This is a genomic window from Duganella sp. AC917, assembly GCF_979258245.1.
The window spans coordinates 1,892,530-1,917,022 of sequence record NZ_OZ409848.1 but is presented as its reverse complement, the minus strand read 5'-3'; the positions used below and the strand labels follow the sequence as shown (position 1 = coordinate 1,917,022).

17 protein-coding genes are annotated in these 24,493 nt (G+C 61.9%); 9 read left to right on the top strand and 8 right to left on the bottom strand.

Annotation, left to right across the window (positions count from 1 at the left end; genetic code table 11):
- From ACZ0BA_RS08360 to ACZ0BA_RS08350, 3 genes are all read left to right on the top strand, one after another.
- On the top strand, positions 1 to 270 hold the full coding sequence (locus tag ACZ0BA_RS08360) for a hypothetical protein (protein WP_463450827.1): 270 nt from the start codon (positions 1 to 3) through the stop codon (positions 268 to 270).
- 471 nt (positions 271 to 741) lie between these two features.
- A complete protein-coding gene (locus ACZ0BA_RS08355; protein ID WP_463450826.1) occupies positions 742 to 1,641 on the top strand; it encodes a rolling circle replication-associated protein in 900 nt (299 codons plus the stop codon).
- A gap of 70 nt (positions 1,642 to 1,711) precedes the next feature.
- A complete protein-coding gene (locus ACZ0BA_RS08350; protein WP_463450825.1) occupies positions 1,712 to 2,470 on the top strand; it encodes a hypothetical protein in 759 nt (252 codons plus the stop codon).
- Between the two features lie 858 nt (positions 2,471 to 3,328).
- On the opposite strand, the gene ACZ0BA_RS08345 is transcribed toward ACZ0BA_RS08350, so the two are convergent.
- From ACZ0BA_RS08345 to ACZ0BA_RS08335, 3 genes are all read right to left on the bottom strand, one after another.
- Positions 3,329 to 3,502 carry a hypothetical protein gene (locus ACZ0BA_RS08345; protein WP_463450824.1) on the bottom strand — a complete coding sequence of 58 codons (174 nt, stop codon included), beginning with the start codon at positions 3,500 to 3,502 and terminating at the stop codon, positions 3,329 to 3,331.
- Positions 3,503 to 3,563: 61 nt separating this feature from the next.
- Positions 3,564 to 3,854, bottom strand: coding sequence for an alpha/beta hydrolase (locus tag ACZ0BA_RS08340; RefSeq protein ID WP_463450823.1), 291 nt, complete (start codon positions 3,852 to 3,854; stop codon positions 3,564 to 3,566).
- A gap of 44 nt (positions 3,855 to 3,898) precedes the next feature.
- Positions 3,899 to 4,330, bottom strand: coding sequence for an alpha/beta fold hydrolase (locus ACZ0BA_RS08335; protein WP_463450822.1), 432 nt, complete (start codon positions 4,328 to 4,330; stop codon positions 3,899 to 3,901).
- 258 nt (positions 4,331 to 4,588) lie between these two features.
- Between ACZ0BA_RS08335 and ACZ0BA_RS08330 the strand changes: the two genes are divergently transcribed.
- The gene (locus ACZ0BA_RS08330) at positions 4,589 to 6,580 is read left to right on the top strand and encodes a peptidase U32 family protein (protein ID WP_463450821.1); all 1,992 of its coding nucleotides are present in this window, start codon (positions 4,589 to 4,591) and stop codon (positions 6,578 to 6,580) included.
- A gap of 42 nt (positions 6,581 to 6,622) precedes the next feature.
- Here the strand turns inward: ACZ0BA_RS08330 and ACZ0BA_RS08325 are convergent, their stop codons facing one another.
- Positions 6,623 to 8,065 (bottom strand): DUF1593 domain-containing protein, encoded by a 1,443-nt coding sequence (locus ACZ0BA_RS08325; protein WP_463450820.1) that lies wholly within the window; start codon positions 8,063 to 8,065, stop codon positions 6,623 to 6,625.
- A gap of 502 nt (positions 8,066 to 8,567) precedes the next feature.
- Here ACZ0BA_RS08325 and ACZ0BA_RS08320 point away from each other — a divergent pair.
- The 5 genes from ACZ0BA_RS08320 to ACZ0BA_RS08300 all read left to right on the top strand — a co-directional run bounded on the left by ACZ0BA_RS08320 (position 8,568) and on the right by ACZ0BA_RS08300 (position 16,908).
- Positions 8,568 to 11,645 (top strand): TonB-dependent receptor, encoded by a 3,078-nt coding sequence (locus tag ACZ0BA_RS08320; RefSeq protein WP_463450819.1) that lies wholly within the window; start codon positions 8,568 to 8,570, stop codon positions 11,643 to 11,645.
- 32 nt (positions 11,646 to 11,677) lie between these two features.
- On the top strand, positions 11,678 to 13,339 hold the full coding sequence (locus ACZ0BA_RS08315) for a glycoside hydrolase family 43 protein (RefSeq protein WP_463450818.1): 1,662 nt from the start codon (positions 11,678 to 11,680) through the stop codon (positions 13,337 to 13,339).
- A gap of 56 nt (positions 13,340 to 13,395) precedes the next feature.
- Positions 13,396 to 14,097 (top strand): response regulator transcription factor, encoded by a 702-nt coding sequence (locus ACZ0BA_RS08310; protein WP_463450817.1) that lies wholly within the window; start codon positions 13,396 to 13,398, stop codon positions 14,095 to 14,097.
- On the top strand, positions 14,081 to 15,403 hold the full coding sequence (locus ACZ0BA_RS08305) for an ATP-binding protein (protein ID WP_463450816.1): 1,323 nt from the start codon (positions 14,081 to 14,083) through the stop codon (positions 15,401 to 15,403). The genes ACZ0BA_RS08310 and ACZ0BA_RS08305 overlap by 17 nt, the downstream gene beginning before the upstream one ends.
- 113 nt (positions 15,404 to 15,516) lie before the next feature.
- Positions 15,517 to 16,908, top strand: coding sequence for a glycosyl hydrolase family 8 (locus ACZ0BA_RS08300; RefSeq protein ID WP_463450815.1), 1,392 nt, complete (start codon positions 15,517 to 15,519; stop codon positions 16,906 to 16,908).
- A gap of 67 nt (positions 16,909 to 16,975) precedes the next feature.
- Here ACZ0BA_RS08300 and ACZ0BA_RS08295 read toward each other — a convergent pair whose 3' ends face one another.
- From ACZ0BA_RS08295 to ACZ0BA_RS08280, 4 genes are all read right to left on the bottom strand, one after another.
- Positions 16,976 to 18,853, bottom strand: a complete 1,878-nt coding sequence (locus ACZ0BA_RS08295) for an MFS transporter (protein WP_463450814.1) — start codon at positions 18,851 to 18,853, stop codon at positions 16,976 to 16,978.
- 10 nt (positions 18,854 to 18,863) lie between these two features.
- Positions 18,864 to 20,561 (bottom strand): beta-N-acetylhexosaminidase, encoded by a 1,698-nt coding sequence (locus ACZ0BA_RS08290; protein WP_463450813.1) that lies wholly within the window; start codon positions 20,559 to 20,561, stop codon positions 18,864 to 18,866.
- Positions 20,562 to 20,703: 142 nt separating this feature from the next.
- On the bottom strand, positions 20,704 to 21,606 hold the full coding sequence (locus tag ACZ0BA_RS08285; RefSeq protein WP_463450812.1) for an SMP-30/gluconolactonase/LRE family protein: 903 nt from the start codon (positions 21,604 to 21,606) through the stop codon (positions 20,704 to 20,706).
- Positions 21,607 to 21,613: 7 nt separating this feature from the next.
- A complete protein-coding gene (locus ACZ0BA_RS08280; protein WP_463450811.1) occupies positions 21,614 to 24,274 on the bottom strand; it encodes a TonB-dependent receptor in 2,661 nt (886 codons plus the stop codon).
- Positions 24,275 to 24,493: the final 219 nt, after the last annotated feature.

Below are 24,493 nucleotides of genomic sequence, written 5' to 3'. Positions count from 1 at the left end.
ATGAAGCAGGCTGAGGACAAGGCTACCGGTGATCTGCTTGATGGTTTTAAGCGCCCGGTGGGCCGTCCGCCTACCGGTAAAGCTATGTCCGCCGCCGACCGGCAAAAGTTGCGTCGTGATCGGTTGGCTACGGAAGGGAAGGGCATGCTCACCGTGGAGGTGAAACTCGATGTGATCGCCGCCCTCGATGCGTTTGTGAGGTTTAAGGATGTGACCAAGGGCGATGTGGTCGACCGTATTTTGCGCGGTACGTTGTTGAGGAAACGCTGAAGTGATCAGGTTTGCGGTGATTGCACAAGCGGCCGTAGGCAAAATCTTTGGGGGCTTGCTGGCGTCGGTGTTTGATCTTGAAGTAATTCCATCTGGGGCCTGTTGGTGTCGGAGCGAGGAGCGACAAGTCTCCAAAGTTTTAGCGGGTAGTCCGCTGGCTTGTTTAGCGCCTCGCTGGCGCACGTCGGCCACCGGCACCACCCTGAAGACAGGTTTTCTGTTTCAGCGTCCTGTAGGCGGTATTGAGGCCGACACAGGGCGGTCAGCTAGCGTGACGCCACGTGCGCGCAGCGGGCGGGGCGGCGCGCTAGCGCCGCCTAAACTTGTATTAGGAACACTTAAGAACACAGACACCTAAAGCACGTGTTTGCCATAGGGAAAGTAAGGATTTTCGAAGCACCAAATAAAAAGCCCCGTAACAGCTAGAACTGTCCGGGGCCGTTGATAAACCTGCCGTTACAGGAAATACCAATGACCGAATTAGATTATGAAAATGCTTTGTCGTCAATTGAATTCGCTCCAATTGAGCGTGATCCAGATTCGAAGCGTCCAGATTACTGGACCGACGATGGCGTCAAGGGAACGTGGCAGGACACGTATACGGCCCGTAAGCGCGTTTTTGACGACGGCCAGTGTGTTGTTACCGTTACGAAGGATCGCTTCTTTGTAGGCCCTGCACAGACTCGCGTGAAGGCTAAGCGCGGTGAGTCTGAGAATCGGGAGGCCAGCGAAGAAATCGCCGGTCGTCGCGCTAAGCAAAAAGTGTCGGAGTGCTGCAAGGCTATTTCTGCTGATCGCATGGTGACACTTACGTACCGCGAAAACATGGTCGACCGCGAAACCGCGCTTAAGCATTGGAAGGCCTTTTGCCGCAAGATGGGCAAGCACAAACAGTTTCACTACGTTGCCGTGATTGAGGAGCAAGAGCGGGGCGCTTTGCACTTCCACGTGGCCGTCCGTGGGCGCCAGATGTACGCCTTGTTGCGCTCGATCTGGCAAAGCGTGCTTGGCCTTGGTCCTGACGGTCAGCAGATGGGTCAGGTCAACGTACGCGACCCTAACTCGTTTGGTTTCGGTGTCAAGGGTGCGCACCGGCTTGCGGCGTACATCGCCAAATACTGCGGCAAGCAAATGGACTGTCGCGAGCTTGACCAGAAGCGCTATTTTAGGTCCAGGGGAATCGTGGTGCCTGAGGTGGTGTACTGGCGTTTGCCGAACTGCACCAGCATGCTTGATGCCGTCCACGCCGCATTCAGGGCTGTCGAGGGGCACACTATGGAAGGGCTGATAACGTGGTGTAACAATGCGTTAGGCGTCGTGTATCTCGCTACAGCGCCCGGAGTTCCGTCGCCGGTCGAGTGTCCTTTCTAATAATGGGTCCATTTCCGCTGGACACAACATTGTTCGGTGGTTATGCTCGATAATTTAGCTCGGAGGAAACATGACGCCAGCAATGATTGCCGAGCTTGCTCAGAAGATCGCTCAAGAACAGGTGCATCAAAATCTTTGGTTTTATTTACTCTGGCTGGCACTAATTGGACTGGCTGCGTTTTTGGGAAGCTGGCTACGGGGTTACGCTACTGATGCTGGTAAATTCCAAGCGATACAGCGCAATTTTGATAACGTGCTTGAGCAGTTGCGCAAATCTACGTCCGCGACAACTGAGATACAGCTCGCCTTAAATCATCACGACTGGACTTCTCGCGAGTTCAAAACCTTACGTAGAGATAAGCTGGAGGGGCTGCTGCTTGGGGTGTATGAAGTGCGCGATTGGGCCGGGAAGATGGCGATCGTGGACATAGAAGAGATCGACGTTGATACCAGTCCGATTAATAAAGTTCTCGTTACCGGAGGATTGTATTTTCCAGAGCTTGAGGCTCGCATTTTTCAGTTTTACACTGCGCATCACAATTTTGTTGTTGGGATGTTGAGTACCTCCAAGCCCGTTCGAGACGCGACTCTTGAAGTCGATAAAATGCAAGTTCAGTTCGACGCCTATCAGAAAATGACCAGCGCCGAGTCGGTGACTCTGGCACGGGAACTACTACCGCAAATGGCAGAAGCGAAACAAACGTTGCTTTCTGTGAAGCGAGAGTACCAGCTCGGTCTGATGACGCACTATCAACATATTCAGACAGAATTCACTGCGTTCGAACGGCACATCAAGACTTTGATGAGAACAATCATTGTTCCGTTGTAAGGTTGCGCTGGCAGCCTCTTGTTTTAGTTGTCGGGTTGTATGCTCCTTTTGACAGTGCTGTCGAGGTACTTCATACTGTATTTTTATACAGCATAAGAGGCTGTTATGACCAGTACAGCACATAAGCTTTATTTTTTTAGATACACGCCAGCGGGTAGCAAAACGCCGAAAAAGAGTCGTTTCGGATGACCCCGGAGGATGCTGCTGAACGGTATGCCGGGCTGCGATATGAACGGCTGGAGGCCGATAAGATTGAGGTTCCTGCTGGGTTGGATGTGGGGGCGCACTCGACTAGCTGTTTCTCGCGAAAGGGATAGCTCGCACGTTTGCTCAGGGTTGCTCTAGCGGCTATATTGTCGCCATGCAATTAGAACTGTTTCCGTTTGAAGTTATTGGGGAGGAAGAATTACGGGCGGTGTACCGGCGGATTCGGAATCATTATTGGTACTTGAGGAACAGCCGTGCATGGGACAGTGCCAGGAATCGCAAGCGGTATCGTTTGGTTGCAGCCGAAAAAAAACGCCTGTTGTTAGCAGGCGTATCAAAGCGTGAGGTACTGGATTTGTTAGCTTGCTGCCGGTCCCAGTGTACGAGGTACAAACATCCGTTTAAACCTTGTAAATACTGCCGAAACGTTAGCCCGTAACCACCTCCTCAATTTCGCATAATTTATATTATGTCAAATGAATTATGTGGCCGGGCGTATCATTTAGGATCGATGACGACTGCCGTCGAAGATCCCGTGTAATCCCGTGTCTTCCGCCGCCCTCGCGACTGCTGAGCGCAACCGATCAGCGCCAGCCTGAATAAAAAAACGCTTTCGATAGCGTCTTTTTTCCTGGTCCAGCGTCGTGTTTATTAGTGCGCCTTTTCGTCGTCCGCCGGTTGGTGTTTCTCGCGCTCGCGGACGGCTGCCTTTTGCTGCTCGGCGGCCTCTATCTGCGCGATCTGCTGCTCCATCAACTGGATCGTACGTTGCAGGTCGAAGATCTGCTTGAACAGCAGCTTCTGCAAATCCGGATCGCTGGTCATGCTCCGCACCAGCTGTACCAGCGCCGAGCTCGTCCAGAAATGTCCGACACCGTCGGCGCTATCACTTTCCCGCAGCCTTCAGGATAAGCTCAGCGATTTCCTGCGGATGCGAAATTAGCGCAAGGTGACTGCCAGCCACCTCGATGGTCTGTGCGTTCATGCGGTTAGCCATGAAGCGCTGGAGGGATGGATTGATCGTACGGTCCTGACTGGATACCGCATACCAGCTCGGTTTAACGCGCCAGGCCGCTTGGGTGGTGCGCGCCGAGAATATCGACTGGGACGCCTGACCCTGGACAGCGTAAAGGATTTTTGCCCTTGCCGGGTCGACATCACCCGCGAAATCTTTCAAGAACGCAGCCTCGCTCAGCTGCGCGTACCCATCTGCGGATTTAATCAATCAGCACTAGCGGGCGCAGCTGGATAGCGGCCGGCCAGCGCGCCGTAATCCTCACCAGCATCCGGGCCGCGTGCGGCCACGTACACCAGTGCGGAAACCTTCGGGTCGATTCCGGCCTGGCTGATCACCATGCCGCCGTACGAGTGGGCGACCAGCACCGTCGGCCCGTCTTGCAGGGCGAGAACGCGGCGGGTTGCTTCAGCGTCGTCAGCCAATGAGGTCAGCGGATTCTGTACCGCAGTCACGTGCAGCCCGGCTTTCTGAAGGAGCGGAATCACCTCCGACCAGCTGGACGCGTCCGCATACAAGCCATGTACCAGCACCACATTGTTGGACTCGATGCTGGCTTTTTGGATGGGTTTCGTCTGTGCAAAGCTTGCGCTCGACACCAACAGCGCGGCGGCAGTCGTGAGAATGCTCAGTTTCATAATATCGTCCTGTTCGTAAGTGGATAGGAAACAATCGGCTTCTTGCTCGATGTGACGAGTATGCAAGACGCAACTTGACAGGAACATGACGCGATCATTACCAACAGATTACAGGCGATATTTTCGCTTTAAGCGCCCTCTTCGTTAGCTGGCGCGTCGTTTGGCCGGTCAGCTCACGAGGGACTGTCCTCAAGGAAGTCGGTTGATGAATACTATGATCCCGCTATAATCGCTGTTTTCATCGCACCGGATCACGCCATGACTTTGCTAGCCCACCAGCTCGAATTGCTGTCGCCCGCCAAAACCGCTGAGATCGGCCGCGAAGCCATTCTGCATGGCGCCGACGCCGTCTACATCGGCGGCCCGGCCTTCGGTGCCCGCCACAATGCCAGCAACTCGATCGAGGAAATTTCCAGGCTGGTGGAGTTTGCGCACCGCTACCGGTCGCGCATCTTCGTCACCCTCAACACCATCTTGCACGATGCCGAACTGGACGCCGCCCGCGCGCAGATCTGGCAGTTGTACGAAGCCGGCGTGGACGCGCTGATCGTGCAGGACATGGGCCTGCTGGAGATGGATTTGCCGCCGATTCAGCTGCACGCCAGCACGCAGTGCGACATCCGCACGATGGAAAAGGCCAGGTTCCTCGGCGATGTCGGCTTCTCGCAGCTGGTGCTGGCGCGCGAGTTGACCATCGAACAAATTCGCAAGATCCGCGCAGAGGTCGACACCCCGCTGGAATACTTCATCCACGGCGCGCTGTGCGTGGCCTATTCCGGCCAATGCTACATCTCGCACGCGGACACCGGCCGCAGCGCCAATCGCGGCGACTGCTCGCAGGCCTGCCGCCTGCCGTACACGCTGAGCGACACCAAAGGCCGCGTCGTGGCGTACGAAAAACACCTGCTGTCGATGAAGGACAACGACCAAAGCCGCAATCTGGAAGCGCTGATCGACGCCGGCATCCGCTCGTTCAAAATCGAGGGCCGCTACAAGGACATGGGCTACGTGAAGAACATCACGGCCCACTACCACCTGCTGCTCGACGAGATTCTGGAGCGCCGCACCGAGTTCACGCGCGCGGCCAGCGGCCGCACCGATATCCTGTTCACGCCAGACGTGGACAAGACCTTCCACCGGGGCCATACGGATTACTTCGCCCATGGCCGCGAGGAAGGAGACATCGGCGCCTTCGACAGCCCGAAATACGTCGGCGTGGAGCTGGGAACGGTCACGCGCATCGCCACCGATCATTTCGACATCACCACCAATGCTCCCATGGCCAACGGTGACGGCCTCAATTACATGTACAAGCGCGAATCGTTCGGTATCCAGGCCAATACGGTCAAAAAACTGGGCGAGTCGGCGGATGGCGAACAGTGGCGCGTGTTCCCGAACGAATTGCTCACCACCCTGCCCGGCTTCAAGGTCGGCGCCGCCATCATGCGCAATCGCGACCACCATTGGGAAGGAACGCTGACCAAGAAGTCCTCCGAGCGCAAAGTCGATCTACACCTGACCTTGAGCGAGTGCGCGAGTGGGAACGAGCAGGGACTGCGCCTGACCTTGCGTGACGAGGACGGCATCGTCAGCGTGACCGATGCGACGATCGGATACCAGCCCGCACAGCAAGCCGAGCAGGCGGACGCCTCGCTGCGGTCCAGTCTGGGCAAGCTGGGCGCCACGATGTTCTCGGCCGCGAGCGTGCATCTGAACCTGTCGAAGCCTTGGTTCGTGCCGTCGTCCGCCATCAATGCCCTGCGCCGCGACGCGATCGAGGCGCATGAGGCCGCGCGCCTGGCCGCGTGGGATCGTCCGACGCGCAAGCCCCGTGCCGAACCGCCGGCGATCTATCCCGATACCCAGCTCAGTTACCTCGCCAACGTGTACAACGAGAAGGCGCGCGCGTTCTATCACAAGCACGGCGTGAAGCTGGTCGCCGCAGCCTACGAATCGCACGAGGAACCCGGCGAAGTGCCGCTGATGATCACCAAGCACTGCCTGCGCTTCTCGTTCAACCTGTGCCCCAAGCAGGCCAAGGGCGTGCAAGGCGTGCAGGGCCAGGTCCGTGCCGAGCCGATGACGCTGGTCAGTGGCGACCATACCTACACCTTGCGGTTCGACTGCAAACCTTGCGAGATGCACGTGGTTGGCGCCATGAAGCCGAACATCCTCAAATCGGCTCCGCCGTCCAACATCCCGTACAGCCCGCTGGTCTTTCACCGCCAGCGCCCCCGCGCCACGACCTGAGCCCGCTCGCGTGCAGCGTCCAGCATCGGACTTGATGGTGGCTCAGGGAACCGGCGGCATGATCGTGACGATCACACGTCCGTAGCGCGTCAGCGCCGGGCTTCCCTTGTCGGTCACCTTGACGATGAAGTGGGCGCTCTCCTGCTTGGTCACCATTGGCGCCTGCCCGGTAACGGTATGGTGATTTTCCGCATACCCCAGCTTGATCGGCTCCTTGTAGCTGCCAGCTTCAGGATACTGGAGCCACAGGTAGCTCAAGCTGTCTCCATCGGGGTCCGAGCTGCCGGCCGCGCTCATCATGAAGGTTTCGCCGGACTTGATGGTGACGCTGCCGCCGGGGTATAACTTCACCACTGGCGGATGATTCGCCCCGTTGTAGGGCTTGGTCGTCCAATCCATTCGCGCCGCGAAATCGTTCTGGAAGTCTTTGCGCCAGCGCCAGATCGTGGTCCGATATCCGGTCGACGCCTTGTCGTGGGGTTTCACGCTGCAGCCATAATCCTGCTGGATCATCGGCCTGTAACTATCGACGGCGTTGGTCCAGATGGCACGCGGCTCTTGCACTACTGGTACGTTGCCGGTGAAGCCTCGCGGGTCGGTGCGCTCCAGCGCCGGCGTGTACAACTCGTAGCGCCCTCCCCAGCCGCCCCAGTCCGGATGGTCCGGCGCGTTCAGGCCGTTCGGTATCAGTGACAGGAAGGCTGGCGTATCGCCCTCAACGCCAAAAGATACATCCGGATACACCGCGCCCAGCGGTCCATGGCCTTGCTGGATATGCGCGGCGATCCAGTTGTTGCTGATTTCCGTGCTGTCGAAACCCTGCTCGGTCGAGTGCATGCCAGTCCAGGTTCCGTTGCCATACCCGCCGGGGCTGACGATGTAAAACAGCTCGGGAAACGTGGCGCGTATCCAGATGCCTGAATCGTCCTGATCGGAGATCGTGTAGACGCGCAATTTGTTCACCAGGCGCGCCGCCTGCTCCGGCGTCCGGTCGTGGCCAATCCGATACAGCGCTTGCGCCAGCGTATTGGCGCCGCCCCAGACCGAAACCCATAGCGGCCGCGTGTCGTTTTTCTCCAGGGACTTGATGATGGCGTCCGACCCCGGCGAGTCCTTGCCCTCGCCCACACCTTGCATGCCGTAGAGCTGCGAGCCGGAGCGCACCACGGCTTTCAGCGCCTGCGCTTTCGGAAAACCCGGTTCGTGCTTCGACAGATTGGGTTGTACTTGTCCATAGGCATCGATGATCGCATGCACGGACGCCGGGGCGATACGCGATTTCTGATGCGTGGAGGTCGTGGCGACGATGCCTTCGATATCGATCTGGTTCGCGTACAGAAGCAAGCGCACGAGCGATTGGCTGTCATCGGGATCGGCCTCGATATCGCTGAGGACAATCAGGCGCTGTTTTGGTTCGGCGAGGCCAACGGAGGGCGCGCAGGCCAGCAATACCGCCAACAAGGCAGGCGGCGGAAGTAATCGCATCGTGTCTCTCCTGAAATAGACGGCTGGCTCGGAGCCGAAGATTGTGATTCAGAAAGTGAGAAAACACAATTATCAAATCCGCCGATGCGACGAACGATATTTCTTGCCAATCAAAACAATCGGGATCAAGTCTAAACAATCGGGGTCAAGTCTGTCATTCGGACACAGGCTGAACAACAATCGGGGTCAAGTCTGTCATTCGGACACAGGCTGAGCCGTCAAGCACCTCCAGTGTCCAGCTCCTGTCCGAAAGACAGACTTGACCCCGGAGGTTATGGCGATGAATGGTTACGCTTATCACCCAGCCCTTCACACTCCACTCCTCTGGTGGGCGATAAAGACGCCTAGCCCGCCAACGCTCGTGTTGCTCAAAATGGTTGCGCTTATCAAATTTTGTTTGAAGTTGTTGACTTTGCTCTGTCCGCCTCCTAGACTTGCCGTTGTCGTGCTGAAAAAAAACAGGAAAAGCACGTTAGTACCGATAAAAAACAGGAGACCAGCAATGAATCAACGAACGACCGCCAGCCGTCGCGCGGCGCTTGGGCTGACCGTCATGGCCAGCATGATCGCCCAGGCTTACGCCCAGCAAACCGCCCCCGCACCGGCCGCCGATCCGGCCCCGGCCACCACCGCCGAGGCGCCGATCACCAGCGTCCAGGTCACCGGCTACCGGAACAGCTTGCTGTCTTCCGCACGCGACAAGAAGGAGGCCGTGGGCTTCCAGGATTCGATCAACGCCGAGGATTTCGGTAAATTCCCCGACAAGAACCTGGCCGAGTCGCTCAGCCGTGTTCCAGGCGTCGGCGTCTCCCGCGACGTCACCGGCGAGGGCATGACCATCCAGATCCGTGGCCTGGGCTCGTCGTTCACCAAGATTTTGCTGAATAATTCGCCGATCGCCGTGGCCTCGTCCGGTCCGATTGATGGCGCTAACACTAACCGCGAAGTCGACCTCGACCTGCTGCCGACCGACCTGTTCACCAAGCTGACCGTCAGCAAGAGCCCGACCGCCGGCCAGATCGAAGGCGGCGCCGCCGGCGTCGTCAATCTGCGCAGCGCGCGCCCGTTCGACAAGGAAGGCAAGCAGCTCTCCATGGGCCTGACCGGCACCAAGCAGCAGATCGCCGACAAGGCCGGCATGCGCGGCAATATCATCGGCAGCAACACCTGGGACGGCAAGTTCGGTCTGTTGGGCGGCATCTCGTTCTCGCGCCAGCAGGCCCGCACCACCGGCTTCGAGACCGTCGGCTGGACCAATCCCAACCTGACCGCTTCGCAAAGCAGCTCGCCGACCCGCAACAACACCGGCGGCGGCAACTGGACCATCCCGGCTACCGTGCCGGCAGGCGCCGGCAACGGCCTGGTGGCGGGCACGCCGATCAACGAGGCATTCCTGCTGGCGAACAACCCGGGCCTCAGCATCGGCCAGATTGACAACGCAATCATTCCGCGTCTCGGCCGCACCATGGAGTACTACGGCACCAAGGACAAGATCTCCGGCGTGCTGGCGGCCGAATACCGTCCGACGCAAGACCTGCACTTCTACCTGGACACCATGTACAGCAAGAAGGACGACGATATGCAGCGCAACGGCTACACGTGGGCCGTGCGTAACAACGGCGCCATTCCGCTGAATATGCAGGTCGATAAGACCGATTGCGCGAACGGTTGCACGGTCACCTCCGGCACCTACGCCAACGCGCTTAATTTCATCGAGTTCGGTCCGCGCCGCGACAAGGTGGACCTGCTGGGCATCAATCCGGGCATGGAGTGGAAGATCACACCGACGCTGTCGCTCGATGTCGCCGGTAACTGGAACCGCAGCCGCTTCACCCACGAAGCGCCGACGATCATGCCGATCACCGCGCCGAACAGCGGCAACACGATCACCTACTCGAACAATGGCGGCGTGCCGTCCATCGTGTCGAACATGGACCTGAACAACCCGGCCAATTACCAGTGGATCGGCGGCCGCGTCAACGTCCAGAACGAGTTGCGCGAGACCGAGACCAAGGGCTTCCACACCAACCTGGCATGGGGCGACAAAAAACTGCTGATCAAGGGCGGCTTCGCCTGGGATGATGTCGACCGCACCATTCGCGGCCAGGACAATTCCGCCGCATGGCAGGCTGCCGTCTGCGGCAACAATCCGACCGTGTTCCTGCAAGGCCCCAACGGCGCGCCGCCATGCAACGGCGCCAGCACGCCGGGCGCCAGCGCCGCCGGCCTGTATCCAGGCTACGGCACCGGCTACACGGCCGGCCAGACCGCTCCCCTCAACTATCAGGGTTCGCTGATCACCAACGCCGCGCTGCCAAGCTATCTGACGCCCGGCCCGTACGGCAACCTGGCACTGGATTGGGATCGCTTCCGCAAGGATTCCCAGTACGACTTCTACAACAGCACCGCGCCCGACACCGGCGCGTCGTCGACCGGCGCCAGCGCCGGCTACATCCGCGAGAAGTCGAAGGCCGTCTATGTCGAGGCGAGCGGTGAGTTGTCGCCGGCCGGCTTCAACACCCGCTGGAACGTCGGCGTGCGTTACGTCCGCACCCAACAGCAGGTCGGTTCGCGCAATTCGTTCAGCGATCCGCGCAACGCCAGCTTGCCGCTCAACGGCAGCAAATATCCAAACATCGATTCGTGGGTATATCAGGATTCGGAGTACAGCAACACGCTGCCGTCCGGCACCTTGGCGGTCGATGTGATGAAGGACGTCGTCGTCCGCGCCGCCCTGTCGCGCAGCATGACGCGCGTGAATCCAAACTCGCTGCGTCCGGGCGTCAATTTCTCCGGCGTCTCGGCGGATACCGGCACCCAGGGCAATCCGAACCTGAAGCCCTACCTGTCGGATAACATCGACCTGGGCATCGACTGGTACACCGGCCGCGAAGGTTATGTATCCGTGACCGGCTTCCAGAAGCGCGTCAACGGCTTCACCATCGACGAGAACGTGACGCTGCCCTTCTCCGCGCTGGCGCAGTACGGCATCAACTACGGCACCCTGATTCCGACCCAGCAGCTGGCGATCGATTCGCGCGGCGGCCCGGATGTGGCCACCGTCGTGATGACCCGTCCGCGCAACGCCGAGGGCATCCTGCGCATCCGCGGCCTGGAAGTGGGCTGGGTACAGCCGCTCGACAAGCTGCTGCCGATCAAAGGCTTCGGCTTCAACGAAACGCTGACGCTGATCAACCAGAAGGCCAGCGGCGAAGGCTCGAACGGTTTCATCGCACTGGGCGTGCCGAAGAAGACCAACAACTTCGGCGTCTACTACGAGAACCACGGCTACATGGCGCGCTTCATGCACACCTACTCGCAGGGCAGCCAGGTAGCGACGGCAAACCAGAGCGGCATCACCCAGGCGGCGCTGTTCAGCGACACCTATAAGCAGTGGGACTTCTCGTCGAGCATCGAGCTCGATCAGGTGTTCGACCGCGAGGGACTGCCGATGATCACCTTCGACATCGTCAACCTGAACAAGGCCAAACGTCGCGGTTACTTCCAGTTCCCGAACGCCACGATGTCCGAGTATGATCCGGGCCGTACCTTCGCCGTTGGTCTGCGTATGAAGTTCTAACGCAGCCGGTGCCGCACTTTTAGGGTTGATCGATGAATCAAAAGATCTTACTTGTCGCGGCACTGTGCGCGGTGCAGGCGCACGCCGCCGACACCGCCGCGAGCGCGCGCTTCGAGCGTTTCAGCTACGCGGGTAAAACGCAGGAGCAGGCCAAGCCGCGCGCCGGCGAATTCCTCAATCCCATCCTGTCGGGCTATTTTCCCGACCCGTCGATCCTTCGTGTTGACGACGACTATTACATCGTCAATTCGTCCTTCACCAATTTCCCCGGCCTGCCGGTCATGCATTCGCGCGATATGGTCACGTGGACGCAGATCGGCAACGCGCTTGACCGCCCCGAACAGGTGGACTTTACCGGCGTGCGCGGTTCGCAGGGTATTTACGCGCCGGACATCTCGTTCCACAACGGGCGCTATTACATCATCACCACCTGTTCCAGCTGCCCCGGCGGCATGGGCAACTTCATCATCACGGCCGAACATCCGTCCGGCCCGTGGTCCAAACCGGTCACCATCAAAGGCTTGAACGGTATCGATCCATCGATACTTTGGGATGGCGACAAGGCCTACGTCGTCCACAACGACGCCCCGGTCGGCACGCCGCGCTACGACGGTCACCGCGCCATCTGGATCACGGAACTGGACCCGACGACCTTCCAGCGCATCGGCACGCCGAAGGTGCTGGTTGACGGCGGCGTGGTGCCGGCCAAAAATCCAATCTGGATCGAAGGCCCGCATCTGCTGAAAAAGGACGGCTACTATTATTTGATGTGCGCGGAAGGCGGCACCGGGGACAATCACTCCGAGGTGATCCTGCGTTCGAAGGACGTCATGGGCCCGTATGTTCCCGGTCCCGCCAATCCGATCCTGACCCAGCGCGATCTGGACCCCAAACGCCTGAATCCCGTCACGACCACCGGCCACGCCAAGCTGGTTCAGACGCAGCAGGGCGACTGGTGGGCGGTGTTCCTGGCGACCCGCCCCTACCCCGGCAATTTCTACAATATCGGCCGCGAGACCTTCCTGCTGCCGGTCACGTGGAAAGACGGCTGGCCGACGATCCTCGAACAAGGCAAACCAGTGCCGTACACTTTGGCCAAGCCCAGGTTGCCGGCCCAACCGGCGCCCGAGCTTCCGATGAACGGCGACTTCGCCTACGTCGACGAATTCGACAAACCGCTGTCCAAGGCCTGGACCGGGCTGCGCGCGCCACGCGGCCAGCTGTACAAGATCGACAAGGGCGCGCTGGTGCTGCAATCCGGCCAGCCGCTGGGCAAGCTTGACGGCGTGCCGGGGTTTATCGGCCGGCGCCAGCAACACCACGACGCGACCGTGTCGACCGTGGTCGATTACGCGCCACAGCGCGATGGCGACCGCGCCGGCCTGCTCGCCATCCAAAACGATGCGAACTATCTGTTCATGGGCGTGACGCAAACCGCAGGACGCCGAATGATTGCGCTGTACAAAATAGAGGATGGGAAGGAAACCTTGCTGGAATCCGCACCTGCCACCGACAAGCGTGTCGAGCTGGTCATGGAGATGCGCGGCGGCCGTTCCTCCTACAGCTACCGCAGCGGAGGCGAACTCAAGGCGCTCAAGCAAGACGTCGATGTCACATTCCTGTCCACGCAAAAAGCCAAGGGCTTTGTGGGCGTGATCATCGGCCCTTACGTTCAATCCAGCGGACCGGATTGAATGAGGGCGGCCGTCACGGTGTTGTATAGTAGAATTTTTATCGACCGCGACGCCGCATGCCGGAAAGCCTACTACTGATCGAAGACGACCTGGCCCTGGCCGCGCTGACCGCCGAGTTCCTGCGCGCGGAAGGCTACCACCTGACGGTGGCCCACCGTGGCGATGGCGTCGCCGCGCTGGTCCGTGCGCTGCAACCAGCGCTGATCGTGCTGGACGTCATGCTGCCTGGCATGGACGGTTATGCCGTGTGCCGGCAAATCCGCGCCGACTATGCCGGCCTGATCCTGATGCTGACCGCGCTCGATGAATCCGCCGATCAATTGACCGGCTTTGCCGCCGGCGCCGACGACTTCGTGGTCAAGCCGGTCGATCCGCAAGTGCTGCTGGCCCGGCTGCGCGCGATGCTGCGGCGTCTCCCGCAGGCATCGCAATCGCAGCGCGGGCTGCTGGCGTGCGGCCCGCTGGCCATCGATCTGACGACCCAGCGCGCCACCTTGGACGGCATACCACTGCCCTTCTCCACCGCCGAATTCGAACTGCTGTCGATTTTCGTGCGGCACGCCGGCGTGCCGCTTGGGCGCGAAGTGCTGCTGCAAAACCTGCGCGGCCTCGAATACGACGGACTAAACCGCTCCATCGACATGCGCGTCTCGCGCCTGCGCAAGAAAATGCAGACGATGCAATGCCCTGTCACCATCCATACCATCACGGCGCAGGGCTATCTGCTGGCCGTCGCCGACGATGCCGCCGCTGTTTAAGCTTGGCCGCCCGCTGCTGGTGGCGCTGTGCGCCGGCTGGGCGGCGTTGACCATGTGGCTGCTGTGGCTGTCGGCCCTGGGCGCGATCCAGGTCAGCGAGTACAGCTTCCGACGCCTGCTCAGCGGCCCTGGTTATCTGGTGGCCGAGCATTTGCGCACACTGCCGCCGTCCGAGCGGGCCGCCGGGCTGCGGACGTTGCAGCGGCACTTCCAGTTTCCGCTGTCGCTTGTCGCGCGTGAGGATGTCGAGCTGGCACCCGAGGCGGACGTCATGCTGGGGCACGGCCAAGTGGTGCAAGGCAGCACCGAGGAAATCGCCTACTTCGCGCTCGACAAACAGACTTTGATCCAGATGGGGCCGATGTGGGGCAGCGCCTCGCTGGGCGACGTGTCGGGCCAGCCGGTGTTCTGGCTGGCCGGCGCCGCCTGCTTTGCGCCGCTGCTGGTACTGTCGCTGGCCGCGTGGCAGCGTCGGCGGCGCCGCGCACGGTCCATGACGTCGCTGGTCGACCTGCTCGGCCAGTTGGTGCGCGCACCGGCGGCGGTGTTGCCGGCCGTTGGGGCGGAATGGTCGCCGCTGATGGTGGCGCTGCAGGAGCATGCCCGCCAGATCGGCGCGATGGCCGATCGACACAAGGAGGTGTCGCAGGCGGTTTCGCACGAACTGCGCACGCCGCTGGCGCGCATGCGTTTCGCGCTGGCGCTGCTCGAGCGCGGCGCCGACGAGACTACCCGCGCACGCCTGCAGGAGCGGTTGCTGCGCGATGTCGGCGAGCTGGAGGCGTTGGTGCGCGCAAGCCTGACCTTCGCCCGGCTGGCAGATGCGCCGGCCGTCGTCGGCAACGAACGCATCGCCCTGCGTGCCTGGCTGGAGGGCGAGCTGTCTGCGCTGGAGGACGGTCGCTGCGCAGTCGCGCTGGACGTCGAGGGAACCGCAGACGAGCTATGGGGCGACCGGGCGCTGTTACACCTCGTGCTGCGCAACCTGCTGGACAACGCCGCCCGCCACGCGCACGCCCAGGTGCGGCTGGCGGCGCGCGACCACGGTCCGGCGCATGTGCTGCTGGAAGTGCATGATGACGGCCCCGGCATCGCCCCCGAGGACTACGAACGCATCTTTGAGCCGTTCGTGCGCCTGGGCGTGCACGACGGCGCCGGCGGCGAGGACGGCCACGGCGGCAGCGTCGGCCTTGGCCTGGCATTGGTGCGGCGCGCGCTGCACTGGCAGCACGGCGAGGTGAGCGTCGGGCGCAGTCCGTTGGGCGGAGCCCGCTTCAGCGTCATCCTGCCGCGTCGCCGGGCCTGATACGCAGCGGTCGCGGTGCCCGTTACAGCCTGTGACAACGTTCGCAGCCTGACGCAACTAGACTGCCAGCAGCCCTCGCAACCCCTGCGACGGGTCTCTCTGGAGAATGTCCCATGCCCGTACGATCCGCCCTTCGTCCCGTCCCATTCACGTCCTCCCTGTCGGCAGCCATGCTGGCGGCGCTGCTGACCGCCTGCGGTGGCGGCACGGCCGACACCCCGTCGAACAGCACGGCCGCGGCGCTCACCGTCGTCGCCGCCCCGGCTAACGCTACTGTCACCGGCGCTTCCGGCGCCAAGGCTGCCACGCTCAAGGCGGTGTCGACGCCGTTGCCGTACACCGCCGGCACCATCCGCCCCAACCATGTCAGCGACGCCGTACTGGCGCAACAGCGCGTCGACTTCTACGCCCAATGGAAAAAACTGTACGTGGCGCAGGAGTGCGGGACCGGCCGCTATTTCGTCAAGGTCAATGCCGACGGCAAGGTGGTCGGCGGCGGCACGGCCGACGCGACAATCACCGTGTCCGAAGCACACGGCTACGGCATGTTAATCAGTGTGTTGATGGCCGACGAGGACAGCGACGCCCGCACCGTGTTCGACGGCATGGTCCACTACTTCCATGATCATCCGGCCAGTTCCGGCCCCGGCCTGATGGCGTGGAACCAGATCAAGGGCTGCGGCAACGCCGGCGGCGACAAGCGCGGACAGATCAGCGCCACCGATGGTGACCTCGACATCGCCTATGCGCTGCTGCTTGCCGACCGTAAATGGGGCAGCGCCGGCGCGATTAACTACATGGCAGAGGCGCAGCGCGTGATGAGCGCCATCATGACGTATGAAGTGCATCCGACCGGCAAGCACCTGCTGGTAGGCGATTGGGCCCGTATCGACGACGACCGCACCTATGAGCACACCACGCGCACGTCGGACTTCATGCTGCAGCATCTGAAGGCTTTCGCGCTGAGCAGCGGCGATCCGCGCTGGCAGGCGGTCCAGGACCGTAGCTACGCCATCGTCGACCTTATGCAGCGTAACTTCAGCAAGACCACCGGCCTGGTGCCCGACTTCGTCTACAAACTCAATGGCACCCCGGCGCCGGCCGCCGCCGACTTCTTCGAAGGCGAAAACGACGGCAATTATTCGTGGAACGCGTCGCGCTTCCCGTGGCGGGTGGCGATGGATTACCTGATCTATGGCGACAGCCGTGCGCTGACGGTGCTCAAGCCGCTCAATAGCTGGGCGCGCACCGTCACGAAGAACGACCCGACCCGCTTCGCCGCCGGTTACAATCTCAATGGCAAAGTCTCGGAGGCCGACTACAACCAACTGCCGTTTGTCTCCGCGCTGGGCGTATCGGCGATGGTCGACGCCAATAACCAGGTCTGGCTCAACGCCATCTGGAAGGACGTGCAAAGCCAGACCTTGAAGGACAACGACTACTACGGCAACACGCTCAAGATGCTGGGCATGATCAGCATGTCCGGACGCTGGGCCAAGCCTTAACGCCCGGGTACGGGTACCGGGCCGCCGGCGGGCGTGGGCAGTTGGTTCCAGCCCGCCGGCTCACGGCTTACGCTTTCTGCCGGGCGAACAACTGCTCGATCTCCTCCAGCGACTTGCCCTTGGTTTCGGGCAGGAAGAAGGCGGAAGTGACGAAGTACACCAGCGTGCAGGCGGTCCAGAACAGGAACATCACGTGGAAGCCGTAGTTTCCCACGATCGGCAGGAAGGCGCCTGCGATCAGCGTGCCGGTGCCCTGATTGATCAGCAGCGCAACGCCCATGCCCACGGAACGTATCCGCGTCGGCATCAGCTCCGACAGCGCCAGCCAAACGCACACCCCCGGCCCGATCGAGAAGAAGGTGATAAAACCGGCAATGCACAGGGCGGCCAGCAGCCCGGTCTCGCGGCTCGGCGTCGGTCCAACGCTGGCCCGCAGGATTTGTAACGGCGCGCCGGCGGTCTCCGTGTCCAGCGCACGCACCTGCACGTGCTGGGCGACGACCACGCGACGGGCGGCATCCAGCGCGTCGCGCGACGCTTTAGGCAAAGTCGCGATCAATTGTTGCGCCGGTTCCGCGGCAGCGGCAGGTGCGCGTCCGCTCCAGGCCAGCTTCGCTTGTTCCAACAGCGCCCGCTGCGCTGCCGGCAGTGTTTGAATCACGTCGGCCGCGCGCCTGAGCACAGCCTGCGACGCCTCGGTAGGCGTGTAGGCCTCGGCCACTTGCTGACGGTCGCCATACTGGTACAAGATACTCAGCTGCACAGCGCCTTGCGCGCCCCACGAGGCGTCGGCCAGATTGAAATCGAGACGGTTATCCTTGACCAGCGCCGCCACCTCCGCGCGCACATCGACGCGTTGCGATTCGAAGCGATGGAACAGCAGCGCCAAAAGACAAAGCGACACGATAATCCCGCCCGTGCCCAGCTTGAGCAGGAATACCCTGCCCTTGCGTTCGACCAGCACGATCGCCACCACCGTCATCACCGAGTTGAGGATTTTGATGACCGTGCCATAGCCGGCAGCGGCCACCGGATCGAGGCCGGCCTTCTGCAAAATGGTCGACATGAATTGCAGCACCGAGTTGATGCCGGTGGCCTGGTTACAACCGAGGATGATGCAAGCGAGGATGAATGGCACCACGTAGCGGCGCTCCGTCAGCATCTCGGTGGCCGCCGTCAACGCCGACGTTTTCGGACGCGCGCGTTCGGCCGCCAGCGCGGCGCTGATCTCGTTTAACTCCACCTCGCGTTCGGCCGGCGGCAGCAGACGCCCCAGCGCGGCGCGGGCCTGGTCGGGCCGGTCGCGCCGTACCAGCCAGCGCGGCGATTCCGACAGCAGGCAGCAGCCAGCGAAGAACAGCAGGCCGGGATACAGAACGGTGAGGAACATGCTGCGCCACGCGTGGTCGGCGGCTGCCACGATGCGCTGCTGGTCGGCGCCGGCGGCCTGTATCTCCAGCTCCGCGTTGCCCAGGTAGTGGTTGCCGACGAAAGCCGCCAGCACAATCCCGACGGTCAGCATGAACTGGAATACGGCGACGCCGCGCCCGCGCTGTGCGGCGGGCAGGCATTCGGCCAGGTACAGCGGCACCACGACGGCGATCACGCCGCCGCTCGTACCTTGCAGCAGGCGGCCCAGCATCAGCGGCATGAACGACTGCGACAGGTAGATCAACGCCACGCTACCGACGAACATCAGCGCGCTGATCACCATCATCGGCTTGCGCCCCAGCCAGTCGGCCAGCGCGCCGGCCACCACCGATCCCAATACGGAGCCGGCCAGCACCGCCGCCACCACCATCGACAGCTGGCTTTCGGACAGGCTGGTGGAGCGGTTCAGGTAGGGCAGCGCCGGATCGATGATGCCGATGTCGATCCCGTACAGCAGCCCCGCGAGGCCGCTGACCACCGCCAGGAACATCTGATAGTTTTTTTGCGAAGACATGGTTCTCCCCTCAGCGCGGCCAACGCGGGCCGTCGGCGGTGCGATAGTTGACGTCCTGCGCATCCAGGCGCTGCAGGGATGACGGCAGCCGTTGCTGGAATTTTGCGTAGTCCTTGAGCGGTTTCGGCGTCCATAGTACCTCGGCCATCGCCAGCAGTCGCGGCCAGGCCATGTATTCCACCTCGCGCGGTCCCTTCATGTACTCGGTCCACAACTGCGCCTGGCTACCCAGTACGTGTTTGGCCAGCGCGGGCGGCATGCTGGCCGGCAGCGGTTCGTAGGCGTACACGTGGTCGAGGGTGTTGACCGCGCGCGCTCCAACCGGCTCCCGGTAGCCGGGCGTGTTCGCAGGGATCTGGGCGTAATCGAGGTAGGTGTCGCGTTCCGGCGTCATCACCACGTCGTGGCCTGCGCTGGCCGCTTTCAGGCCGCCCTCCTCGCCGCGCCAGCTCATGACCGTGGCGCCTTGCGCCAGACCGCCCTCGAGTATTTCGTCCCAGCCGATCAGGCGGCGGCCTTGCTTGGCCAGATAGGTATCCATCTCACCGATAAACCAGCTTTGCAGCTGGTGCAGCGCCGGATGCTCGGCGGGCTTGCCCTGCGCGTCCTTGTAGTTCTGGATGTCTTCCAATGTCGTCCCGGCCGGCACCAGCTTGAGCGCCTTCATGCGCGCAAGGGCCGCCGGCGAATGCGCCCACTCGGTTTTCGGGCACTCGTCGCCGCCGACGTGGATGTACTGGCTCGGGAACAGTGTCAGCACTTCGTCCATGACCTGCTGCAGGAAGCGTACGGTGTTCTCCTCTGGGCTGAACACTTGCGTGATCACGCCCCATTCACGGCCGACCGGCAGTTTTTTGTCAGGCTGGTTGCCCAGCTCCGGATAGGCGGCGATGGCCGCCAGCGCGTGGCCCGGCATCTCGATCTCCGGCACCACCGTGATGTGGCGCGCCGCCGCGTAAGCCACCACTTCGCGGATATCCTCCTGCGTGTAGTAGCCACCGTGCGGTTGGCCGTCGTAGCGCAGGCCGGGCGGATCGCCGGCACGCGGCGTCAACTGGGTTTCGCTGCGCCAGGCGCCCACGCGCGTTAGCAGCGGGAAGCGTTTGATTTCGATCCGCCAGCCCTGGTCGTCGGTCAGGTGCCAGTGGAATACGTTCATCTTGTTCTGCGCCAGCAGTTCAAGGTGCTTGAGCACGAAATTCTTCGGCATGAAATGACGCGCCGTGTCCAGGTGGCTGCCGCGCCATCCGAAGCGGGGCTGGTCTTCGATGCGCACCGCCGGCAGCTTCCAGTCGCGCCGCACCTGTGCGTTACGGTAGATATCGGCCGGCAGCATCTGGCGCAAGGTCTGCACACCGTAGAACAAGCCCGCCGGATCGGTGGCGGTGATGGTCACGCCGCGCGCGTCACTCACCAAACGGTAGCCCTCCTTGCCCAGCGCGGGCTGTTTCTTGTCCAGTTTGAGGCGGATGGCGTTGGCGCCGTCGCGGGAGCCGACCGGCAGCTCGAAGCCGGTGGCCGGACGCAGATAGTCGCGCAGCGTCAGCGCCTCGGCCAGCGCGCCCCCGTCGGCGACGATGCGCGTGGCGGACGTCAGCGCGAACTCGCCGGCGTTACGCTGCAGCTGCGCGGGCAGCGGCACGATCTCCTGCGCCTGCGCGGCCCCCATCAAACCTAACAAACAAGATGCCACAACTTGTAAACGCATACTTACCTCAAACGAAGAATTAAGACGCAGGTCCGGCTATCCTTGCGGCGCCGCAGCTGCAACGTTGCGGCCGCGCTCCCACGCGGCCTTTGAATCGATAAACGTGCGAAGGCAGTCTGGTGGCCGCATCGACACTGTCCCGTCACCGGCGTGCCTGTATGCGCTGCCATTCCAGTCCGGGGCGATCAACACGGAATTGCAGCAGTTGCTGATGTTCGACTTCCGTCACGTACACCGTACGGCCATCCGCGCCGCCGAAACACAGATTGCTGGGCCGGTCGCCCGGCAGCCTGACCTCGCGCAGCAATCTACCGTCAGGCGCCAGCTTGACAACCGACCCCTTGCCGAATCGGCTGACGTACAGATTACCATCGACATCCACGCGCATGCCATCCATGCCGTAATCGTCGAAGCTGTGCAGCAGGCGTTTCTTAGACAGCGTGCCGTCGGCGGCGATGGCGAAAGCCCAGATTTTTCGTTGTACGCTCTCGTTCACATACAAGGTACGCCCGTCGGGACTCACGTCGATGCCGTTGGCAGTGCCCATGCCGTCGGCCGCGAGCGACACCTTGCCGTCACTGTCCACGCGCCATACGCGGCCCGTGCCATGTTCCCAATCCGGATCGCTGGCGTACAGCACTCCATCCGCGGTGATCGCGATGTCGTTCGGCTGCGACATTCTGGCGTCGTGCGCATGGAGTTCCGGTGTGGTGGCGCCCGGCGCGATGCGGAAAATATTGTGGCCCACGTAGTCCGCGATAAACAGGGTGCCATCGCGCCCGAACCGCAGCCCGTTCGGGACCGAGGCGCCGGGCAGCAGCGCGAACTCGCGCGCCTCGCCCTGCGGGGTGACGATACCGATCGCCTGCTGGCGACCGAAATTGACGGCGTAGATGTTCCCGGCGGCGTCCACCGCCGGCCCTTCGATGCCGGCAGTAAAAGCGCGTTCCGCCGTCAACGGCGTGGCGACGAAAAGATCCTCCGCGCCGGAAGGCGCGGCCCAGCCCATGGCCGCCAACAGCGAAAGCAAGATCATCGAACGCATGGCGGCCTTACCATTCGGTGCCCACCCGGACCCCGAACATGCGCGGATCGTTGTAGGACGCCAGCGTGAACGTCGATTGCGGGCCGCCGATGCCGCCCCAGGTCTTGGCGCGCACGTCGCCCACATTGCGGACGTAAAGCTCGGCGTGCCATGGATACTTCGAACCACTCGGGGCGCTCAGGCGCAGCGAGGCGTCGACCTGGCTGTAGGCGTTTTGGCCGTCGGACAGGTGCGGCGTATCGAGGTTACGCAGCGAGAAGTACATCTTGTCCTGCCAGCGCCATTGCACCCACGGCGACAGCGACCAGCCGTCGTTGAAGTAGAAGTCCTGCGAAAAACTCAGCGCCATCGTCTTCGGCGGCGAATAAGGCAGATGGTTGCCGACCACGTTGTAGGGACGCAGCTGCGCCAGCGATGGATCGGTGCCGCTATAGTAGTCCGGGCACGGCGTAACGCCTTGCTTGGCCCGCGCATCGCAGCCGATATCGTCGCTGTAGGTCGGATAGTCGGCGATCTTTGCGCTCAGCAGCGATGCCGAATAGCTGATGCGGGCGTCGCGCCACGGGCGGTACTGTCCTTCCAGTTCCAGACCCTTGATGTCGGCGCGGCCGATGTTCTGGGTCGAATACCAGCTGATGACCGCATCGCAGGCCGGATGATCGGCGTCGCAGGTGCGCTTGCTGCGGCCAACGGTATGCTGGCCGGTCGCCTGCATATCCTTGTACCGGCTATAGAACACCGTCGCCGACAGGGTCAGACGGTCCTCGAGCAGCTTGCCCTTGTAGCCGAGTTCCAGATTGGTGACGGTCTCCGGACGGTATGGCAGGAACGAGTACTGCGGGCCGGGTGGTCCGGAGAAGCAATCGTAAGGTTTGCCGGTGGCGTCAAGCTCGTTGCCGCAAAGGTTGAAGCGGTCGTTGAAGCCACCCGCCTTGTAACCGGTCGACAGCGACGTGTAGACCATATTGCGTGGATCGAGCTGCCAGGTCAGGCCCAGGCGGCCGGTGGTTTTGCTCCACGATTCCTCGTGGTTGCTGATCGACGACGCCGCAGGGAAAACACTGCTGCCGTAGTAGGCGCCCATGCCCGGCTTGAGCAAACTCGAATTGACGCCGGTGTAGCCGGGCGTACCGGGGCCACCCGGATCGAGCATGCCGTTGAAGTAGTCCTTGCCGTACGATTCCCAGAACTGGCCGTCCTTGTCGGCGCGTTTGTCCTTGCTCATGCGTACGCCGGCGGTGAAGTTCCAGGTCGGCGCGAACTGCCAGTCCGCCTGCGCGAACGCCGCTTTCGATTCGGATTGGCGGTCCGGCTGGTGGTAAAAGTTCGAGTACGGGTAGCCGCTCGGCCCCTGGTTCAGGTAATCCTGGCCGAAGTCGATGTTGTTCTTCTCCTTCATATAGAACAGGCCCGCCACGTAGCGCAGCGTGCCAAAGTTCTGGCGCAGCTGCAGCTCGTGGACGTCGGAGGCGAACTTCGATCCCATCGTGTAGGTCGCGGCGTCCACCACCGGCCAATGATCGCCGCCGGTCGCTGGCGTGGCGTCGACATCGGCCTCGATGTTCTGGTAGCCGGCGTCGGTGTCCTGCTGCTGGAAGCGGCGCTGCACGGCGTGCGCGTAGCTGTACTCGATGTCCGTCTGCTTGTTAAGGTTCCACACGATGTTGGAGCGCAGCGTGCGAATCGACATGTCGGTGACGCCCGGCACGTTGATCGACACGTCGTACTTGCCGCCCTTGCAGGCGTAAGGCGTACCGGCCGCTTGCGCGCAATCCTTCAGCGCCAGGTCGCCGGCGTCGTTGTTCTGGTAGTTCTCGTAGGAGACCAGCCATTGCAGGTCCTTGTTGACCTTCCACAGACCGGACAGGCGGGCCGCCCACTGATTGCGGTTGGTGTAGTAATCGCTTTTGGACACCGGATGGTTGCGGCGCTGGTCGGTGTCCGGAATGCCGTCGGCCGGGAAGCCCTTCGACGGCATGTTGACGTCATAAGTGTCCTGCGTCTGATTAACCCAGCCATCGCGCTTGACGCCCATCGCGGTAAAGCGCAGCGCGATATCGTCGGACACGGGGATGTTCTGCACCACGTTGAGCTGGCGTTGGTTGTAATTGCCGATATCCAGTTCGACGCTGCCTTCCTTGCTGCCGATGACAGGCTTGTTCGGGATGACGTTGATGCTGCCGCCGGTCGAATTACGGCCGAACAGCGTGCCTTGCGGGCCGCGTAGGATCTCGAGCCGGTCAAGGTCGAACAGCAAAGCCAGCGCACCCTGTGGGCGCGGCGAATAGATGCCGGCGACGTGCAGGCCGACCGCCGGGTTGCCGATCTCGGTGAAGTCGGAATTGGATACGCCGCGTATCGCAATCTGCACGCCGGAGCTGCCATCGACCGAGCCGCCCAGCTGCAGGTTGGGCACTTCGCCGGACAGCGACTTGACGTTGACCGCGCCCTGGCGGGTCAAATCCTCCTGCGTGACTGCGGTCACGGCGACGGGAGTTTTCAGCAGCGAGGTGCTGTAGCGCGTGGCGGTGACCATCACCTCCTGAATAGTGTCCGAGGACTTGGCCGGCGTGGCCGCCTCCTGGCCCAGTGCCGGTACCGCCAGTACCGCCAGGGCGCCGGTGACTGCGGAGCTGATCAAGGTCTTCCTGCGATTCAAATCAAACATGCTCTATCCTCTTTTTGGCGTGACGGACGTGCCGTCATCTCGATTGAAATCCCAACCGCTTGTTTATGGGCGCTCAGTGATGTGCTTCGCTACGGCCTGGCGGTTCTTTGCGTGTTCGTTTGCAGCCGTGTTTTAACACTAACACCCGCGTCCCGGCCCGCGCAAACACGGGTCAAAAACCAAAAAAAAGATCGTAAGTATTTGAATCAATTGAATATT

Coding starts and splice junctions, on each gene's coding strand:
- ACZ0BA_RS08360 (WP_463450827.1), top strand. CDS start 1: ATGAAGCAGGCTGAGGACAAGGCTACCGGTGATCTGCTTGATGGTTTT.
- ACZ0BA_RS08355 (WP_463450826.1), top strand. CDS start 742: ATGACCGAATTAGATTATGAAAATGCTTTGTCGTCAATTGAATTCGCT.
- ACZ0BA_RS08350 (WP_463450825.1), top strand. CDS start 1,712: ATGACGCCAGCAATGATTGCCGAGCTTGCTCAGAAGATCGCTCAAGAA.
- ACZ0BA_RS08345 (WP_463450824.1), bottom strand. CDS start 3,502: ATGACCAGCGATCCGGATTTGCAGAAGCTGCTGTTCAAGCAGATCTTC.
- ACZ0BA_RS08335 (WP_463450822.1), bottom strand. CDS start 4,330: ATGAAACTGAGCATTCTCACGACTGCCGCCGCGCTGTTGGTGTCGAGC.
- ACZ0BA_RS08330 (WP_463450821.1), top strand. CDS start 4,589: ATGACTTTGCTAGCCCACCAGCTCGAATTGCTGTCGCCCGCCAAAACC.
- ACZ0BA_RS08325 (WP_463450820.1), bottom strand. CDS start 8,065: ATGCGATTACTTCCGCCGCCTGCCTTGTTGGCGGTATTGCTGGCCTGC.
- ACZ0BA_RS08320 (WP_463450819.1), top strand. CDS start 8,568: ATGAATCAACGAACGACCGCCAGCCGTCGCGCGGCGCTTGGGCTGACC.
- ACZ0BA_RS08315 (WP_463450818.1), top strand. CDS start 11,678: ATGAATCAAAAGATCTTACTTGTCGCGGCACTGTGCGCGGTGCAGGCG.
- ACZ0BA_RS08310 (WP_463450817.1), top strand. CDS start 13,396: ATGCCGGAAAGCCTACTACTGATCGAAGACGACCTGGCCCTGGCCGCG.
- ACZ0BA_RS08305 (WP_463450816.1), top strand. CDS start 14,081: ATGCCGCCGCTGTTTAAGCTTGGCCGCCCGCTGCTGGTGGCGCTGTGC.
- ACZ0BA_RS08300 (WP_463450815.1), top strand. CDS start 15,517: ATGCCCGTACGATCCGCCCTTCGTCCCGTCCCATTCACGTCCTCCCTG.
- ACZ0BA_RS08295 (WP_463450814.1), bottom strand. CDS start 18,853: ATGTCTTCGCAAAAAAACTATCAGATGTTCCTGGCGGTGGTCAGCGGC.
- ACZ0BA_RS08290 (WP_463450813.1), bottom strand. CDS start 20,561: ATGCGTTTACAAGTTGTGGCATCTTGTTTGTTAGGTTTGATGGGGGCC.
- ACZ0BA_RS08285 (WP_463450812.1), bottom strand. CDS start 21,606: ATGCGTTCGATGATCTTGCTTTCGCTGTTGGCGGCCATGGGCTGGGCC.
- ACZ0BA_RS08280 (WP_463450811.1), bottom strand. CDS start 24,274: ATGTTTGATTTGAATCGCAGGAAGACCTTGATCAGCTCCGCAGTCACC.